Here is a 16,897-nt window from a genome sequence, read left to right on the forward strand (position 1 = left end):
GAGCAACGGGGAACCCACGCTGAAAAGGATCTGAGCATGTTCAAACTCGCAGGACTCACCCTCGCTGCGCTCACACTGAGCGCAGCCGCCCACGCCGATGTAGACCTGAAACTGGGCAGCACCGAGCGCGTCACCCGCCTCTTCGCCTATCCCAACAATTGCAGCGTGATCTGCTTTCGCAACTGGACGCTTGAGCAGACTGTCGCTCACTACCTGAGCCAAAGCGTGCAACGCGATGGCTATACCGGTGCCAAGGTGCTGGTGAAGAATGACAACGGACAGATCTATGCCGAGATCAGCGGCGTGCCCAAAGGCTACGACAAGCCGTTGACCGCGCTGCTGGATGCCGGCGACCTGGCCTACACCGGCGCCAGCAAGCTCAACGCCGATGGCAAGTGGGCTTACAGCTGGTACCTGTTCCTGCCATTGGGCATGGCCCTGGAAAACCGTAAAAGCGTCGAGCTGCTGCACTTCCCGCCGGATTACTCGCTGACCCAGGCCCAGGACTACCTGCGCTCCAACACCACAGACCGCTGGGCTGCGCTGCTGACCGACAACGGTATCCCGGCCGACCAGACGCCCGGCTACCAGACCATCGTCGACATCGCGCCGATCGCCGCACCTGCCAGCGCCGGCAAGGACCTTGAAGGCGTCTATGACTACTTCAAGGATTACCAGACCACCATGGTCAAACAGGTCAGCGTCAGCGCCAGCGGTGCTGCCCTGCCGATGGTGGCCTTCGGTGCACCGGTGCGTAACTGGATCAAACAGCAATATGGACCGACCGTGAACGTGCTGGGCCTGGCAACCATCACTCCGAGCACCGGGGTGAACGTGCCGGTACTGGGTTCCAACCACCCGAGCTACATCTGGTACGCCGCCGACCCCAAGAGCTACACCGGCGACGACGCCGAGGCCAAGGCTGACGCGGCGGGGCTGAAAGTGATGGGACAGGACTTGAGCGCCGCCTGCTGGCAGGCCGGCATGGGCAGCAAGCCGGGCACCGACCCGAAAACCCTGCTGAACAGTTGCACCCAGACGTGGCAAGTAACGCAGAAGGTCAAGACTTGCGAGTTGTTCTACACCTCGATCCGCAACCTGACCGCAGAACAAGCCGCTGCCAAGTGCGCCACCACGCCGATCAAGGCTCAGTTGAAACAACTCCAGAGCCCGATGCCTGAGACCGCGGTGCCTGCTCCGCACATTTGACGCGGAACGCTATTTCCCCGTGTCAGCCTTGGCTGACACGGGGAAACGTCTATCACGCCTGTCAGATATGACAGTAGATCTGCTATCCCATATGCGCGAATATTGGATCCCATGTGTTGCAGGGTTGGAAGGAGTCTGGCCCGTTGAAGTAGCAGCACCTGTCTGACAGGGAACGTTATGAATACGCACGTACTTCACCAGCACTCATCCCGCAATACCGAGGGGATCTACCCTTTCATCGGGCTTCCCGTGCGCCTCGGATTCCCTTCCCGGGCCGACTTCGAAGTGCTTCACGACGCCCAGGCAAGGCCTTGCGCAATCGTCGCGCGCCGGGAATTCCTGCGCATCACCCGCATGTGCAGGGTGTCGGGCCAGTTGCTGCCCTACCGCTGCCGTCAGACCCGGCAATTGCAGACCGGTATTCACATCTACGATCGACTGTTCTGCGGACTGATCGAACACTCCTGCGACCCGAACGTGTTCATCGACATGAGCGAATTATGGTTGTGGGCCCTGCGTGACATTCAGCCGGGCGAGCGACTGACCATGGATCTCACTGCCACCGAAGACAAACTGCTCAAGCAGTTCGCCTGCGGTTGCAGATCTGCACATTGTCGCGGCTGGATCACCGGTTACGACGAACCACCCAGCCTTGAAGGCCAGCGCTACTTAAAGAACTGGCTGCGACAAGGCATACGCTGACTTGCAGGTTACGGTGCGCCAACCGGCCGCAGGCGATATTGCGGTGGCAGTTGCTCGAAACCGCTGATGGTGGTGTTCAGACTTTTCCAGCGCCCATCCTTGATGCCGTAGATGCAACCGTGGATCGACAGGCTCTGACCGCGATGCCAGGCGTTCTGGATGATGCTGGTGTGGGCGACGTTGGCCACTTGCTGGATCACGTTGAGCTCGCACAGGCGATCGACCTGTTCTTCTTCGGTCGGCAGTTTGGCCAGTTCTTCGCGCTTTTCGTAATACAGATCGCGAATCGACCGCAGCCAGCCATCGATCAGGCCGAACTGGCGGTCCTGCATCGACGCCCGCACACCGCCGCACCCGTAGTGGCCGGTGACCAGGATGTGTTTGACCTTGAGCACGTCCACTGCATACTGAATCACCGACAGGCAGTTGAGGTCGGTGTGCAGTACCACGTTGGCGACGTTGCGGTGAACGAACAGATCCCCCGGCAACATGCCGACGATTTCGTTGGCCGGAACCCGCGCATCGGAGCAGCCGATCCACAGGTATTCAGGCGTCTGCTGGCGAGCCAGTTTGGCGAAGAAATCCGGGTCTTCCTTGGTGATCGCGTCAGCCCAACGCTCGTTGTTATCAATCAGGTCTTGTAAGTCATGCATGCTGTAAGGCCTCAAGAAAGATGCGCTGCTTTGACAGACGACCGCCTGTCGGGGTCACGAAAGGATCGCAAGTGATTTCGTTGGAATTTCTCGCGTGCCCGATGAGTCCACCTCAGTAAGGCCCACAGTATGAGGATTTGCCATGACTGATACACGACGCTCCTTCGACGCGGTGCAACCAGAGCCCATCGATGATAACGAAGACCGCATGGGATCGGTGCATGAGCTGAATTTTGACGACGAACACCCCGGCGCGAAGATCGGCGATGAACTGCAGGATCGTGAGCGCGAACAACGGATGCCCCGGGAACGGGGGCGTGAAGCCGGCATGACCGGTGCTTCAATGCCAGACCACGAGCCGACCGACGATGACCTGAGCCCGGAAACCCTGATCCATGAGGACGGCGCCCGTGATGCCGATGAACTGGGTTCAGGCAAACAGGCGGATTGGGACTTGAGCATTGTCGATGAGGACGACATTGGTGGTGGCAACGGTCTGGATGAAGCGGAATTGGCGCGACGCGATCCGATGGATGGCAAACGCTGAAGTGCTCGTTAGAAGCTGCCTCAGGTTGAGGCAGCTTCGACTGGCGATCAGTCAACCAAAGTACAGGCCATGACCACGGCGTCCTCACGCCCACCCACCGCCGGGTAGTAATCGCGACGACGGCCGATTTCATTGAAACCGTAGCGCTCATACAGGCGGAAAGCCGCGGTGTTGCTGTCGCGCACCTCCAGGAAACATTCCCGGGCATCTGCCGCATAGGCACGGGACATCAGGTATTCGAGCAGTGTCAGCCCCAGACCGCGGCCCTGATTCTCCGGTTTTATCGTGATGTTGAGCAGGTGAGCTTCATCCAGAATGATCTGCACCACGCCGTGACCGACCTGCTGCTCGCCTTCGAACATCAGCCAGATCTGATATTTGCCCAGCCCGTCGAGAAATATCCCGCGGGTCCAGGGGTGGCTGTAAGCCGCGAATTCAATTTTCAGCACAGCGTCCAGATCGGCTTCGACCATCGGACGGAAAGTTACAGCATCACTCATTCGATTCTTTCCAGCGCGCCATCAGCCGACGCATGGCTTGCCACACGGCGGCTTTGCGCTGTGGCTCTTCCATCAACAATTCCAGTCCCGGCACGGCCCAGGCCAGGCCAAGACCTTCGATCTGCAATTCACTGTTGAACGCTTCGGCGTCCTTCTCACCGGCGAAGCGCACCGCTGGCAGACCGATCAGCCACAGGCAGGCGCACGGCGATGTCTCCATTTGCACCGAAAGGAAACCCTGGACGAAATCCCGGGCCGCATCCGGGCCCTGATCCATGGTGCCGCGCACCAGGAGTGGCCAACGCACCGGATCGCCGACGATCTGCGGCGCATCCGGCAAACCGGCGGCACGCAGCATGTCCTTGAGCAGCAGATAGGCAGGATCCCGGCTCTGGAACGATTCGCCTGTGGGTAACTCCACCAGCAACAGGCAACGACCGGCGCGCAGCAATTGCAGGGCGAAACGCGGTGGCGGCACCGGCGCGGGCCGCGCAACCACTGGCGCTTCTTCGACTTCTTCCACCGGTTTGGCGGCAGGGCGGCCGCTGGCGGGCGTCGGTCGCGGGACCTCGATCTTCGGCCGTTCGACCACGCGTGCGGCCGGCTGCGCAGGCGCGCCGGCCTCGGGGGCCGGCGCTACGGGCAGCAGAGCCTCGGGCTCTGGCGCCAGAGGCTCAAGCAGCTTGGGCCGCGACGGTGCGGCGAAGGGCAATTCGGTGCGCGGCAGCCAGTTGACCACCTGCATGGCGTTCAAATAGGCGCGGCGGCGGGACTCGATTAGCAAGGGTCGGCCACTTGTGGATAACTGAAGTGCGCTGATTCTACCGCCCTTCGCTCAAGATCGCTTGCGGTTGATCGATAGTCTTGAACGCTACTCTTCACCTCAGAAAAAGCGACAGCCCGTCCCGAGAGTGAATCGCATCGTCCGTGATGCAGTACAATCGCGGCTTTTAATCGCCAACCAGCCGGCCATTCCGATGATCGAACCCAAGCGCGTCTTGCGCGCCCTCGCTGAACACTGGGCACTTCTGGAGCCACTGTGCGAGCACTTCGACCAGGGCACCCTGAGCCTCAACGAACTGCGCACGCAACTGGCCGCCCAACAACTGGAAAGCACGCCGCAGGACATCACCAGCCTGCTCGATGTGTGGATTCGCCTCGACATTCTGGTGCCCGTGGCGAAAAGCCCGAACCGCTTCGAGCTCAACGCACAGATCCACGACTTCCTTGCCTACCTGCGCCGGGAGCACCGCCTGGGCCTGTGCCTGGAGATCGAAGCCTACCTGCGTCACCTCGAGCGTCTGGCCGGTTATATCCAGGATGCGTTCGACATCCGCGACGGCAATGACCTGGCCCGTCAGCTGCGCCTGCTCGACATGCGCGTGCGCGATGTTCTGAAGAAACTCGACAACGACGAACAGGCGCTGGTGGCCGTGGCTGAACGGGCCAAGACCAGCGACCGGCAGATCCCCCTGCGTCAGCGCTACGCCGAGGTGCTGGCGACCTGGGACGAATACGTCGAGCCGATGATCGATCTGGTGAACGCCGACGGCGCTTTCGAGCAAGGCGTGCGCAAGGTCGAAACCGTGCTGCTGAAGATGCTCAGCGAACAGCAGCGCCTCGGCCATCTGGTCGATGACGACATGTTGCTGCGCACCCACGCGCGCATCCTCGAAATGCAGACCAGCGCCCAGCTGACCCTGCGTCACGCCCGGGAATTGCTGCTGCCATTGCGTGAAGAAGCGCGTCGGCACAACGCCGTGACCCGGGGCGCCGCACTGGCGCTGGCCGCGATCCGCCGCAAAGGCATCGACGCCGTACCGCAAGCCGCGATGCCGCTGTTCACCCGACCGCAAAGCACCTTCCTCGGCAGTGCCAGTCAGGTTGAAGCCTACGTCTACGCCCTGGCCCGTTTCGAGCCGAAACCGGCGCGTTTTCCCAAGGCGCACAAATCGCAGAAGACCGGCGATGCCCCGCGCGCACCGCGCACCGTGCGCGAGATGGTCGACCGCTGCGAAGAGTCCCTGCCGATGCCGGATCTGATGACCTGGCTGCTGGAGCAGGAGCCGGACGGCGCGACCGACGAATTGCTTTACTGGTTCTCGCGTCTGTCGCGGGAAAAACGCTTCAAGCGCGAGCGTCTGGAACGCCGCGAATACCACACTCACGAGCACCAGGTCAGCCTGCGCTCCTTCGCCCTGCTCTCGGCCCGCGACCCCGCCGCCGAGGATTCTGCGAGCACCCCACATGCATCTTGATCTCTCCGAACTGTCTCAACTGGCGCCGATCTTCCGCGAACTGTTCAAGGGCTACCACGTCAGCCGCCGCGATCCGGAGCTGTACGCGCAGCTGTCGAACTTCCAGGACCAGTACCGCACACTGTTCAAGGCACTGGGCTTCGAACTCGTCTGCGATACCCGTGGTTTTTACTACTTCGTGCCGGACATGGCCGCAGCGGCGGTGAACAAGACCGCTCAGCGCCTGGCGTTGTTCACCTTCATCCTCGTCGAGCATCTGGCCGATCAGGGTCGCGACCCGATCGCCGTGCTCGATGGCGGCAGCCTCGGCCGCGACGAGCTGCCTTCGCTGCTGGAGAAATACCGCGACCTGTTCATCCAGGCCGAAGTGCAGACCGTTGATGAGCTGGAAGAGAAAATCATGCGCCGCATGACCCAGCTCGGTTTCGCCGGGGAAGAAAACGGCGTGTACCGCTTCCTGCCGCCGATGCACCGTTTCCTCGACGTCTGCCTGTCGGTTCAGCAGGACCGCGATCTGGCGGCCAGCGTGCACAGCGTTCTGCCACTGCCGGCACCGGTGCTGATCGACGAAGAGGCCGAGGCCAAACTCCTCGAGACCGACGATCCACTCGATCTTTCCGACTTTGAAGAAGAGAGCGAAGAAGACGCACTGGCCCGAGCCATTGCCGAAGAACAGGAGTCCGACGCATGAGCCAGGAACGCTACGGCATCCGCCGCTTTGCCCTTTTGAACACCGCCGGTTACAGCCTCGGTCTGTTCCCGCTGGAAGAACCGTTGTCGGTCTACGGCGCGAACAACCTCGGTAAATCAGCCTCGATCAACGCCTTGCAGTTCCCGATTCTGGCGCGTATGTCGGACATGAGTTTCGGCAAGTACAGCCTGGAACAATCCCGGCGCTTCTACTTTGCTTCGGACACCAGCTACATCCTGGTCGAAGTGAACCTGCCCCACGGCCCGCACGTGATCGGCGTGGTCGGTCGCGGCCCGGGCGGCGGTTTCGGTCACCAGTTCTTTGCCTATGCCGGCAAGCTCGATCTGGCCCACTACCAGAAAAACGACACCTGCCTGCGTCAGAAAGAGCTGTTCAGCAACCTTGAGAAAGAAGGCCTGAAAGCCTACGAACTCAAGCCGGATGAGCTGCGCCGCTTGCTGGTTGGCGGTCACACGTCGATCCCGCTGGACCTGACGCTGATCCCGCTGCGCTCCACCAGCGAACAGAGCCTGAAGACCTTCCGTGCGCTGTTCATCAACCTGCTGCACATGCGCGAAATCACCGCAGCCAAGCTCAAGCAGCTGTTCCTCGATGCCTTCGAACACAGCCTGCGTTCCGGCAGCGTCGATTACATTGCGGCGTGCGAAGAAGCCTTCCGCGATGTACGTCGCATGGAACAGGACTACAACTCGCTGGTGGCTGCCGGCCCGTTGGTTGAAGCCTTGGCCAACGGCGTGAAACAACGCGATGTGCTGCGCGGCAAACTGCATCGCCTGTCGCCGCTGCTCGACTCGTTGCTCGGCACCTGGTCGGACTACGCCACGGCGCGCAAGGAAGAACTGACGATCCAGGCCGAACACTACCGTCGCGAGCAGGACGATCTGCAAAACGATCAGCGCGGTGGCACTCAGGAACTGATGCGTCTGGAGCGGGAAATCTCCGGCATCCAGCGCTGGCTCGGTGAGTTGTCGGTTCTGAAAAACCGCTTTGCACTGGTCGATGACGTCAAAGTGCTGGAGCAGCAACTGCTGGCGGCCAAGGACGCTCACGACGAATTGGCCGGTGCGCTGGCGCAGTCCCGTCAGTTCAGTGCCGAGGATCTCGAAGAACGTCTTCGCGATCTGGAAAAACGCCTGAAGTCGGTGAAGCAGCAACTCGATCACGCCGACAACAACAGCTACGCCCGCCTGCGCGAAGAGTTCTCGCAACAGGACGTCGAACGCCTGATGCGTCTGTTCAACAGCGCGTTGTTCAGCCTGCCGCTGGGCGAACATGGCATCACGCTCGACGAAAACGGCGAGTGGGTGAAGTCCGTGGAGCTGATTCTCGACGGCTTCAAGGGCGAGCGTTTCGAAGTGCCGGGCCTGTCGATCGACATCTCGCACATCGAGCCTCCGGCTCTGCAAGCGCTGGCCGACCGTGCCGCGCTGCGCGATCAGAAAGAGCGTCTGGAAAAAGAGCTCAAGCAACTCAAGACTCAACAAGCCGTGGCCGCCGACCGCGCCGCGAGCAAGACCCAGACCGAAGCGCTGTACCAGCAGGTACTGGATGCGCAGAAGGCTCTGGAAGACTTCCGCCGCACCCAGACCCTGAGCGCCGAAGAAGGCGACAAGCTGGAGCAACTGGCGCAGATGGAAGCCGCGCAGGACGAACTCAAGCGCTCCAGCGATGCGTTCACCGAGCGCGTCCAGCAACTGTCGGCCAAGCTGCAACTGGTCGGCCGGCAAATTGCTGACATGGAAGCCAAGCAACGCACTCTCGACGATGCCCTGCGTCGCCGCCAGTTGCTGCCGGCGGATTTGCCGTTCGGCACGCCGTTCATGGATCCGGTCGACGACTCGATGGACAACCTGCTGCCGCTGCTCAACGACTATCAGGACAGCTGGCAAGGCCTGTTGCGTGCCGATGGCCAGATCGAAGCGCTGTACGCGCAGGTACGCCTCAAGGGCGTGGCCAAGTTCGACAGCGAAGACGATATGGAGCGCCGTCTGTCGCTGTTGATCAACGCGTATGCACACCGTACCGACGAAGCCCTGACTCTGGGCAAGGCCCGTCGTGCAGCCGTGACCGATATCGCGCGGACCCTGCGCAACATCCGCAGCGACTACGACAGCCTCGAACACCAACTGGCGCTGTTCAACCGCGAGATCAACAAGCGTCAGGTGTCCAACCTGCAAAGCTTCCGTATCGTGCTCGCGCCGAACAAGGAAGCACTCAAGCACATTGACCAGATCATCCACAGCGCCGGTCAGTACGAAGAAGGCGAAACCCTGTCGGTGTTCGACCTGAGCCAGAGCGCCGAGCAGGACAACAAGAACGAAGAAGCCAAGGAATACCTGGCGCGGCTGGTGGCGGCGAACCACAACCAGCTCGGCCTCAAGGACTTGTTCGAACTGGCGTTCGAGATCACCAAGGTCAACGGTCAGCCGGTTATCCACACCGACATCGATGGCGCGGCGTCCAACGGCACCACCATGACCATCAAGGCGCTGACCAACATGTACTTGTTGCTGCACCTGATGGATCGCGATCTGGCCGGTCGCGTACGCCTGCCGTACTACCTCGACGAGGCGGCGGACATCGACGAAAGGAACCAGGCCGCACTGCTGGAAACCAGCCTGCAACTGGGCTTCGTGCCGATTCTGGCGAGCGTGAAGCCGCAGGTCTGCGCCAGTGTCGCCATCGACCTGGAAGGCGGCAGCGGCCCGGCCGGCATCTACATCGACGAGGCGGACTGGAAGTACATCCGTCGCCACGATGTGGTGAAGGCCACCGTCAACGTCGAGACGGACGAGCCGGAGCTGGATGCGGTTTGACCGGCGTTAACTGACGGGCAATAAAAAGGCCGCGATCTGTCTGGATCGCGGCCTTTTTTATGGCTTGGATTTTGTGCTCAATGACAAGGCCTCTTCGCGGGCAAGCCCGCGAAGGCGTCCTCACCGACGCCACCTGTTTCCCAGACTACTTGCCGAGGGGGATTTTCGGCGCCCAGGTCAGCCATTCGTCTTCGAACTTGTCGAACAGCGGGAAGGTCTGTTCGGCGCGTGCCGGATTCCCCATCTTCTCGCCGTCCGGTGTGGCGAAGGCGATACCGCCCTGAATCGCCGTTTCGAGAGACTCGGTCCGTACGGTCAGACCATTGAACAAGCCAATGTCGAAACCGACACCACTGGTGTTCCAGAAGCGACTGCCACTGCGAACCAGCGGCGCATACTTCGGCTCGATCAGGATGTGCACCAGAACGCGGTCGGCGGTCTGACCCAGTTCGTAACCAGTGACTTTCCCCACCGTGATTTCGCGGTAGGTTACCGGCACGCCTGGCTTCAAAGAACCACGGCGGGCAGCACTCAATACCAGGCTGAGGCCGGCCTCTTGCTTGCTCACTTCCGGCGGATTGGCCAAGGCCACAAAGTTTTTCTGCGGGCCGAGGTTTTTCGCAGCGGGTTGGACTTCGATGTACTGACCCGTTACCAGAGTTTCCAGATTCGAGGTCTTGATCAGCCCCAGTTCCGGCTTGACCACCCAGAACTGACTGCCGACCCGGGCAATCTTCTCCGGCACTTCAGTAATACGTGCGGTGAGGATCACCGATTGCAGGTCATCGGTCAGATCGACACTTTCGATCTTGCCGACATCCAGCCCCTTGAAGCGAACCGGGGTGCCGCTGCGCAGACCGTCGGCGCGGTCCACTTTGATGGTCACCACCTCGCCCTTCTGATTGGCCTCGTCATGGTTGGCGAACAGGCGGAAGCGTGGAATCCGTTTCTGCAACGGCGCCTTGGCTTGCGGCGTCTCGAAGGCGATGCCGCCGGCCATCAGGGTCTGCAAGGATTCACTCTTGACCTGAATACCGCCGGTCAAACCGCCGGTCAGCGTGACGCCGCTGACGTTCCAGAAACGGGTCGAAGCGTTGACCAGGTTTTCGTATTCCTTCTCGATGTGGACGCCGATCACCAGTTGTTTGCGGGTCTTGGAGAACTGATAGCTCTGCACGGAACCGACCTTGACCTGCTTGTAGAGGATCGGGCTGCCGACATCGATCGAGCCGAGGGTGTCGGTAAACAGCACCAGGTGCAGGCCGGGTGCGCGCAGATCCAGCGGCGGCGCTTTTGGCCGGGCTTCGAATTCACGTTGCGGAGCGCCGCCCTTGTCGCCCGGGCGTACGGCGATGTAGTTACCTTTTACCAGCGCTTCCAGACCGGTGATGCCGGCCAGAGAAATCGACGGTTTGACCACCCAGAACTGAGTGCCGGTGACCAGGTATTCCTCAGCCAGAGGATCGAGGGTCAATTCAGCCGTGGCGCTGGACAGATCCGGATCAATCTTCAGTGCTTTCAGGTTACCGACCTGAATGCCTTTGTACATCACCGGGGTACGCCCGGCCTGCAGACCTTCGAAATCGCTGAGTTTGACCTTCACGCGGATACCGGCGGCGGCCGCATCGAAGTCTTCGTACAGACGAAACGGCAGGCTTGGATCGGTGGGCGGACTGTCCTTGCGGTTCTCCGGCGTAGCGAACGCGATACCGCCGGCGACGATGCTGGCCAGGGACTCGCTGCGCACTTTCACCCCGGACAGGTTGGCGTCGATGCTGATGCCGCTGGCGTTCCAGAAACGCGTGTGTTTGCGCACCAGTTTGGCGTAAGTCGGCTCGATGAACACCTTGAGCTCGACGGTGCTCTGGTCTTCCGACAGCACATAGCTTTTGATCTGGCCGACTTTGATCTGCTTGTAGAACACCGGGCTGCCACGGTTCAACGAACCGAGGCGATCAGCCTTGATCGTCAGGTGCAGGCCGGGTTTGGAGTCCGACAGCGGCGGCTCTTCGGCCAAGGCCTTGAACTTGCGGGTCGGCTCGCCTTCGCCGGGACTGATGGCGACGTAGTTACCCGATACCAGGGTTTCCAGCCCGGTGATCCCGGCCAGGGTCACGCTCGGTTTGACCAGCCAGAAACGAGTGCTGGTCTTCAGGTACTGATCGACATCCTTGTTCATCTCGATGGTCGCGATGACACCTTTGGAGTTGCCTTCATCATCGAGTTTGAGGGCTTTCACCTTGCCGACCGGCATGCCTTTGTAGACCACTTCGGTCTTGTTGGCCTGAATGCCTTCACCGCTTTCAAAACGCACCTGAATCTCGATGCCGGTTTCGGTATAGGCACGCCAACCGAGCCATCCGCCGATAATCAGGGCGATGAGGGGCAGTACCCAGATGGCAGACCAGTTCGAAGCCGGTCGGGTTTTCGCTACAGGCAAATCAGTCATGGTCGGCGTCCGACTCCGTGTTATCCCAAATCAGTCGGGGATCGAAAGTGACAGCGGCAAGCATCGTCAGAATCACCACACTGGCGAAGGCGATGGCGCCAAGATTGGCTTCGACGCTGGCTAGCCGGCCGAAGTTGACGACTGCCACCAGAATGGCAATCACAAAAATATCGAGCATGGACCAGCGGCCGATGAACTCGATGAAGCGGTACATCCAGATCCGCTGGCGCGCGGAGAGTGGCTGACGGCGTTGAACCGAAAACAGCAGAAGCGCAATGCCTACCAGTTTGAAGGTCGGCACCAGAATGCTGGCGACAAACACCACAGCAGCGATCGGAATCATGCCGTGCTGCACCAACTGGATGACGCCGGACATGATGGTGCTCGGATCACCCTGGCCCAGCGAGCTGACCGTCATGATCGGCAGGACATTGGCCGGAATGTAGACGATCGCGGCCGTGATCAGCAGCGCCCAGGTTCTCGCCAGACTATTGGGCCGCCGGGCGTGAACCAATGCACCGCATCGGGTGCAGGTCTGCTGATCGCTGTCGGCATCCTGCTTGTTCAGTTCGTGGCATTCGGTACAGATCAGAATGCCCGCATCAATCGCCCGCATGGGCATCCTCTCCTGATAACGCCTGCCAGATCTGGTGCGGTGACATCACCACTTCGAGCCAGACCTGAACCAACAACAAGCCGATGAAACATGCCAGACCGAGACCGACGGTGATGGCGGCCATGTCCGCCAGTTTGACGATCGCCACCAGGACGCCCATGAGGTAGACCTCAAGCATGCCCCAGTCTTTGAGGTGGTGATAAATGCGGTAGAGCAACAGGCCGTAGCTACGACCGAAGTTAAAACGGATGGTCAGCAACACGATCAACTGACACAGCAGTTTCAGCAGCGGAATCGCCATGCTGCAAAGGAATACGACAACTGAAACACCACGCATATCGGTATTGAACAGACCGACAACGCCGCTCCAGACAGTGTCCTGCGACGATTGCCCGAGAACATTGAGCTGCATGATGGGTAAAAAGTTCGCCGGCACATAGAGCAACAGCGCGGCAATGACCAGGGCGAGACTGCGCTGCACCACATTATGACGGTGAGCGTACAGTTCGTAACCGCAACGTGGGCAGAGGGCTTTTTCGCCGTGAGCAAGCTTGGGCTTGCGCATCAGCAGATCGCACTCATGGCAGGCCACCAAGTCATCCAGCGGTAAATCTGACAGCCCTGGGGCGTCAACCGAATCCGACATAAGGGCTCTGGCTCCGAAAAAGTTGGGATCTATTCTAGTGTCCTGATTCGAAAATAACTGTGCAAATTTGTTCTCTGACGCGAGCAAAAACTTTCCTGCGGGCAAAACAAAACCCCAACTGCTTTCGCAATTGGGGTTTCGGAATTTAATCTTGACGATGACCTACTCTCACATGGGGAAACCCCACACTACCATCGGCGATGCATCGTTTCACTTCTGAGTTCGGGATGGGATCAGGTGGTTCCAACGCTCTATGGTCGTCAAGAAATTCGGGTACTGACTCGTGACCTGACGGCCTCGCTTCAGCAAATTGGGTATGGGATAGTTTTCGGTGCTTTGTGAGCGTCGAACTTTCGGTTCATTGCGTCTTCACACACCGCAATCTGGTTGCTCTGGTTTAGAGAGCCGACGCAAATTGCTTGGGTGTTATATGGTCAAGCCTCACGGGCAATTAGTATTGGTTAGCTCAACGCCTCACAGCGCTTACACACCCAACCTATCAACGTCGTAGTCTTCGACGGCCCTTCAGGGAACTCAAGGTTCCAGTGAGATCTCATCTTGAGGCAAGTTTCCCGCTTAGATGCTTTCAGCGGTTATCTTTTCCGAACATAGCTACCCGGCAATGCCACTGGCGTGACAACCGGAACACCAGAGGTTCGTCCACTCCGGTCCTCTCGTACTAGGAGCAGCCCCTCTCAAATCTCAAACGTCCACGGCAGATAGGGACCGAACTGTCTCACGACGTTCTAAACCCAGCTCGCGTACCACTTTAAATGGCGAACAGCCATACCCTTGGGACCGGCTTCAGCCCCAGGATGTGATGAGCCGACATCGAGGTGCCAAACACCGCCGTCGATATGAACTCTTGGGCGGTATCAGCCTGTTATCCCCGGAGTACCTTTTATCCGTTGAGCGATGGCCCTTCCATACAGAACCACCGGATCACTAAGACCTACTTTCGTACCTGCTCGACGTGTCTGTCTCGCAGTCAAGCGCGCTTTTGCCTTTATACTCTACGACCGATTTCCGACCGGTCTGAGCGCACCTTCGTACTCCTCCGTTACTCTTTAGGAGGAGACCGCCCCAGTCAAACTACCCACCATACACTGTCCTCGATCCGGATAACGGACCTGAGTTAGAACCTCAAAGTTGCCAGGGTGGTATTTCAAGGATGGCTCCACGCGAACTGGCGTCCACGCTTCAAAGCCTCCCACCTATCCTACACAAGCAAATTCAAAGTCCAGTGCAAAGCTATAGTAAAGGTTCACGGGGTCTTTCCGTCTAGCCGCGGATACACTGCATCTTCACAGCGATTTCAATTTCACTGAGTCTCGGGTGGAGACAGCGCCGCCATCGTTACGCCATTCGTGCAGGTCGGAACTTACCCGACAAGGAATTTCGCTACCTTAGGACCGTTATAGTTACGGCCGCCGTTTACCGGGGCTTCGATCAAGAGCTTCGCGTTAGCTAACCCCATCAATTAACCTTCCGGCACCGGGCAGGCGTCACACCCTATACGTCCACTTTCGTGTTTGCAGAGTGCTGTGTTTTTAATAAACAGTCGCAGCGGCCTGGTATCTTCGACCGGCATGAGCTTACGGAGCAAGTCCTTCACCCTCACCGGCGCACCTTCTCCCGAAGTTACGGTGCCATTTTGCCTAGTTCCTTCACCCGAGTTCTCTCAAGCGCCTTGGTATTCTCTACCCAACCACCTGTGTCGGTTTGGGGTACGGTTCCTGGTTATCTGAAGCTTAGAAGCTTTTCTTGGAAGCATGGCATCAACCACTTCGTGTTCTAAAAGAACACTCGTCATCAGCTCTCGGCCTTAAGATCCCGGATTTACCTAAGATCTCAGCCTACCACCTTAAACTTGGACAACCAACGCCAAGCTGGCCTAGCCTTCTCCGTCCCTCCATCGCAATAACCAGAAGTACAGGAATATTAACCTGTTTTCCATCGACTACGCTTTTCAGCCTCGCCTTAGGGACCGACTAACCCTGCGTCGATTAACGTTGCGCAGGAAACCTTGGTCTTTCGGCGTGGGTGTTTTTCACACCCATTGTCGTTACTCATGTCAGCATTCGCACTTCTGATACCTCCAGCAAGCTTCTCAACTCACCTTCACAGGCTTACAGAACGCTCCTCTACCGCATCACTTACGTGATACCCGTAGCTTCGGTGTATGGTTTGAGCCCCGTTACATCTTCCGCGCAGGCCGACTCGACTAGTGAGCTATTACGCTTTCTTTAAAGGGTGGCTGCTTCTAAGCCAACCTCCTAGCTGTCTAAGCCTTCCCACATCGTTTCCCACTTAACCATAACTTTGGGACCTTAGCTGACGGTCTGGGTTGTTTCCCTTTTCACGACGGACGTTAGCACCCGCCGTGTGTCTCCCATGCTCGGCACTTGTAGGTATTCGGAGTTTGCATCGGTTTGGTAAGTCGGGATGACCCCCTAGCCGAAACAGTGCTCTACCCCCTACAGTGATACATGAGGCGCTACCTAAATAGCTTTCGAGGAGAACCAGCTATCTCCGAGCTTGATTAGCCTTTCACTCCGATCCACAGGTCATCCGCTAACTTTTCAACGGTAGTCGGTTCGGTCCTCCAGTCAGTGTTACCTAACCTTCAACCTGCCCATGGATAGATCGCCCGGTTTCGGGTCTATTCCCAGCGACTAGACGCCCTATTAAGACTCGCTTTCGCTACGCCTCCCTATTCGGTTAAGCTCGCCACTGAAAATAAGTCGCTGACCCATTATACAAAAGGTACGCAGTCACAGAACAAAGTCTGCTCCCACTGCTTGTACGCATACGGTTTCAGGATCTATTTCACTCCCCTCTCCGGGGTTCTTTTCGCCTTTCCCTCACGGTACTAGTTCACTATCGGTCAGTCAGTAGTATTTAGCCTTGGAGGATGGTCCCCATATTCAGACAAAGTTTCTCGTGCTCCGTCCTACTCGATTTCATGACCAAGAGATTTTCGCGTACAGGGCTATCACCCACTATGGCCGCACTTTCCAGAGCGTTCCGCTAATCTCAAAGCCACTTAAGGGCTAGTCCCCGTTCGCTCGCCACTACTAAGGGAATCTCGGTTGATTTCTTTTCCTCAGGGTACTTAGATGTTTCAGTTCCCCTGGTTCGCCTCTTGCACCTATGTATTCAGTACAAGATAACCATCTTGTGATGGCTGGGTTCCCCCATTCAGACATCTCCGGATCAAAGTCTGTTTGCCGACTCCCCGAAGCTTTTCGCAGGCTACCACGTCTTTCATCGCCTCTGACTGCCAAGGCATCCACCGTATGCGCTTCTTCACTTGACCATATAACCCCAAGCAATCTGGTTATACTGTGAAGACGACATTCGCCGAAAATTCGAATTTCTCAATTAAGAGAACTCACAAATTTTACCTTAGCCTGATCCGTTACCAGTGAAAGTAACGTTCAGTCTATCTTTCTATCACATACCCAAATTTTTAAAGAACGATCCAGTCAAAGACTAGAAATCAACATTCATCATCACACTGATGGAATGCTCATTTCTAAGCTTTCAAACTTCAGAAGCAGTAGTGGTGGAGCCAAGCGGGATCGAACCGCTGACCTCCTGCGTGCAAGGCAGGCGCTCTCCCAGCTGAGCTATGGCCCCGTATTTCTACAGGCGTTTCCCACACAAAATTGGTGGGTCTGGGCAGATTCGAACTGCCGACCTCACCCTTATCAGGGGTGCGCTCTAACCAACTGAGCTACAGACCCAATTTCGGGCTGCTTCTATCGTCTTCTTCAATGAATCAAG

12 protein-coding genes, 2 tRNA genes and 2 rRNA genes are annotated in these 16,897 nt (G+C 58.4%); 6 read left to right on the forward strand and 10 right to left on the reverse strand.

Translation table 11 applies throughout. The annotated features are described in order from the left end of the window. The first annotated feature begins 36 nt into the window (after nt 1–36). Together NE357_RS24245 and NE357_RS24250 are read left to right on the forward strand one after the other, a co-directional pair. On the forward strand, nt 37–1,209 hold the full coding sequence (locus NE357_RS24245) for a hypothetical protein (RefSeq protein WP_169431922.1): 1,173 nt from the start codon (nt 37–39) through the stop codon (nt 1,207–1,209). Nucleotides 1,210–1,386: 177 nt separating this feature from the next. Next, on the forward strand, nt 1,387–1,911 hold the full coding sequence (locus tag NE357_RS24250) for an SET domain-containing protein-lysine N-methyltransferase (RefSeq protein WP_169431923.1): 525 nt from the start codon (nt 1,387–1,389) through the stop codon (nt 1,909–1,911). 8 nt (nt 1,912–1,919) lie between these two features. Here the strand turns inward: NE357_RS24250 and can are convergent, their stop codons facing one another. Beyond that, complete coding sequence (gene can, locus NE357_RS24255; protein ID WP_007951756.1) at nt 1,920–2,564, reverse strand: carbonate dehydratase; 645 nt, start codon at nt 2,562–2,564, stop codon at nt 1,920–1,922. A 142-nt stretch (nt 2,565–2,706) separates the two neighbouring features. Between can and NE357_RS24260 the strand changes: the two genes are divergently transcribed. Beyond that, nucleotides 2,707–3,111, forward strand: coding sequence for a serine kinase/phosphatase (locus NE357_RS24260; protein WP_169431924.1), 405 nt, complete (start codon nt 2,707–2,709; stop codon nt 3,109–3,111). Between the two features lie 47 nt (nt 3,112–3,158). Here NE357_RS24260 and rimI read toward each other — a convergent pair whose 3' ends face one another. Continuing rightward, nucleotides 3,159–3,611 (reverse strand): ribosomal protein S18-alanine N-acetyltransferase, encoded by a 453-nt coding sequence (gene rimI / locus NE357_RS24265; protein WP_169431925.1) that lies wholly within the window; start codon nt 3,609–3,611, stop codon nt 3,159–3,161. Next, on the reverse strand, nt 3,604–4,356 hold the full coding sequence (locus tag NE357_RS24270) for an energy transducer TonB (RefSeq protein WP_169432706.1): 753 nt from the start codon (nt 4,354–4,356) through the stop codon (nt 3,604–3,606). Before NE357_RS24270 ends, rimI begins: the two co-directional genes overlap by 8 nt. 232 nt (nt 4,357–4,588) lie before the next feature. Here NE357_RS24270 and mksB point away from each other — a divergent pair, with 232 nt between their 5' ends. The 3 genes from mksB to mksF are packed head-to-tail and all read left to right on the forward strand — an operon-like array spanning nt 4,589 to nt 9,397. Next, nucleotides 4,589–5,869, forward strand: coding sequence for an Mks condensin complex protein MksB (gene mksB / locus NE357_RS24275; protein ID WP_162803512.1), 1,281 nt, complete (start codon nt 4,589–4,591; stop codon nt 5,867–5,869). After that, entirely contained in the window at nt 5,859–6,560 is a 702-nt protein-coding gene (gene mksE, locus NE357_RS24280) for an Mks condensin complex protein MksE (RefSeq protein ID WP_169431926.1), read from the forward strand. The genes mksB and mksE overlap by 11 nt, the downstream gene beginning before the upstream one ends. Further along, nucleotides 6,557–9,397, forward strand: a complete 2,841-nt coding sequence (gene mksF, locus NE357_RS24285; RefSeq protein WP_169431927.1) for an Mks condensin complex protein MksF — start codon at nt 6,557–6,559, stop codon at nt 9,395–9,397. Before mksE ends, mksF begins: the two co-directional genes overlap by 4 nt. A 145-nt stretch (nt 9,398–9,542) precedes the next feature. Here mksF and NE357_RS24290 read toward each other — a convergent pair whose 3' ends face one another. The 7 genes from NE357_RS24290 to NE357_RS24320 form a co-directional block, all read right to left on the reverse strand. Further along, complete coding sequence (locus NE357_RS24290) at nt 9,543–11,846, reverse strand: PqiB family protein (protein ID WP_169431928.1); 2,304 nt, start codon at nt 11,844–11,846, stop codon at nt 9,543–9,545. Next, entirely contained in the window at nt 11,839–12,462 is a 624-nt protein-coding gene (locus NE357_RS24295) for a paraquat-inducible protein A (RefSeq protein WP_169431929.1), read from the reverse strand. Before NE357_RS24295 ends, NE357_RS24290 begins: the two co-directional genes overlap by 8 nt. Continuing rightward, on the reverse strand, nt 12,449–13,108 hold the full coding sequence (locus NE357_RS24300; protein ID WP_169431930.1) for a paraquat-inducible protein A: 660 nt from the start codon (nt 13,106–13,108) through the stop codon (nt 12,449–12,451). Before NE357_RS24300 ends, NE357_RS24295 begins: the two co-directional genes overlap by 14 nt. A 149-nt stretch (nt 13,109–13,257) precedes the next feature. After that, nucleotides 13,258–13,373 (reverse strand): 5S ribosomal RNA (rrf, locus tag NE357_RS24305). 165 nt (nt 13,374–13,538) lie between these two features. Then, nucleotides 13,539–16,427: ribosomal RNA gene (locus NE357_RS24310) — 23S ribosomal RNA — on the reverse strand. 247 nt (nt 16,428–16,674) lie between these two features. Further along, nucleotides 16,675–16,750 (reverse strand) — tRNA-Ala (locus NE357_RS24315). A 30-nt stretch (nt 16,751–16,780) separates the two neighbouring features. Then, nucleotides 16,781–16,857 (reverse strand) — tRNA-Ile (locus NE357_RS24320). Nucleotides 16,858–16,897 lie beyond the last annotated feature (40 nt).

This window comes from Pseudomonas sp. G7(2022), assembly GCF_052660475.1.

Excerpts from the sequence above, each read along its gene's own strand:
- mksB (WP_162803512.1), top strand. The coding sequence starts at position 4,589 with ATGATCGAACCCAAGCGCGTCTTGCGCGCCCTCGCTGAACACTGGGCA.
- NE357_RS24260 (WP_169431924.1), top strand. The coding sequence starts at position 2,707 with ATGACTGATACACGACGCTCCTTCGACGCGGTGCAACCAGAGCCCATC.
- mksF (WP_169431927.1), top strand. The coding sequence starts at position 6,557 with ATGAGCCAGGAACGCTACGGCATCCGCCGCTTTGCCCTTTTGAACACC.
- NE357_RS24245 (WP_169431922.1), top strand. The coding sequence starts at position 37 with ATGTTCAAACTCGCAGGACTCACCCTCGCTGCGCTCACACTGAGCGCA.
- NE357_RS24250 (WP_169431923.1), top strand. The coding sequence starts at position 1,387 with ATGAATACGCACGTACTTCACCAGCACTCATCCCGCAATACCGAGGGG.
- NE357_RS24295 (WP_169431929.1), bottom strand. The coding sequence starts at position 12,462 with ATGCGGGCGATTGATGCGGGCATTCTGATCTGTACCGAATGCCACGAA.
- rimI (WP_169431925.1), bottom strand. The coding sequence starts at position 3,611 with ATGAGTGATGCTGTAACTTTCCGTCCGATGGTCGAAGCCGATCTGGAC.
- NE357_RS24300 (WP_169431930.1), bottom strand. The coding sequence starts at position 13,108 with ATGTCGGATTCGGTTGACGCCCCAGGGCTGTCAGATTTACCGCTGGAT.
- can (WP_007951756.1), bottom strand. The coding sequence starts at position 2,564 with ATGCATGACTTACAAGACCTGATTGATAACAACGAGCGTTGGGCTGAC.
- NE357_RS24270 (WP_169432706.1), bottom strand. The coding sequence starts at position 4,356 with ATGCAGGTGGTCAACTGGCTGCCGCGCACCGAATTGCCCTTCGCCGCA.
- NE357_RS24290 (WP_169431928.1), bottom strand. The coding sequence starts at position 11,846 with ATGACTGATTTGCCTGTAGCGAAAACCCGACCGGCTTCGAACTGGTCT.
- mksE (WP_169431926.1), top strand. The coding sequence starts at position 5,859 with ATGCATCTTGATCTCTCCGAACTGTCTCAACTGGCGCCGATCTTCCGC.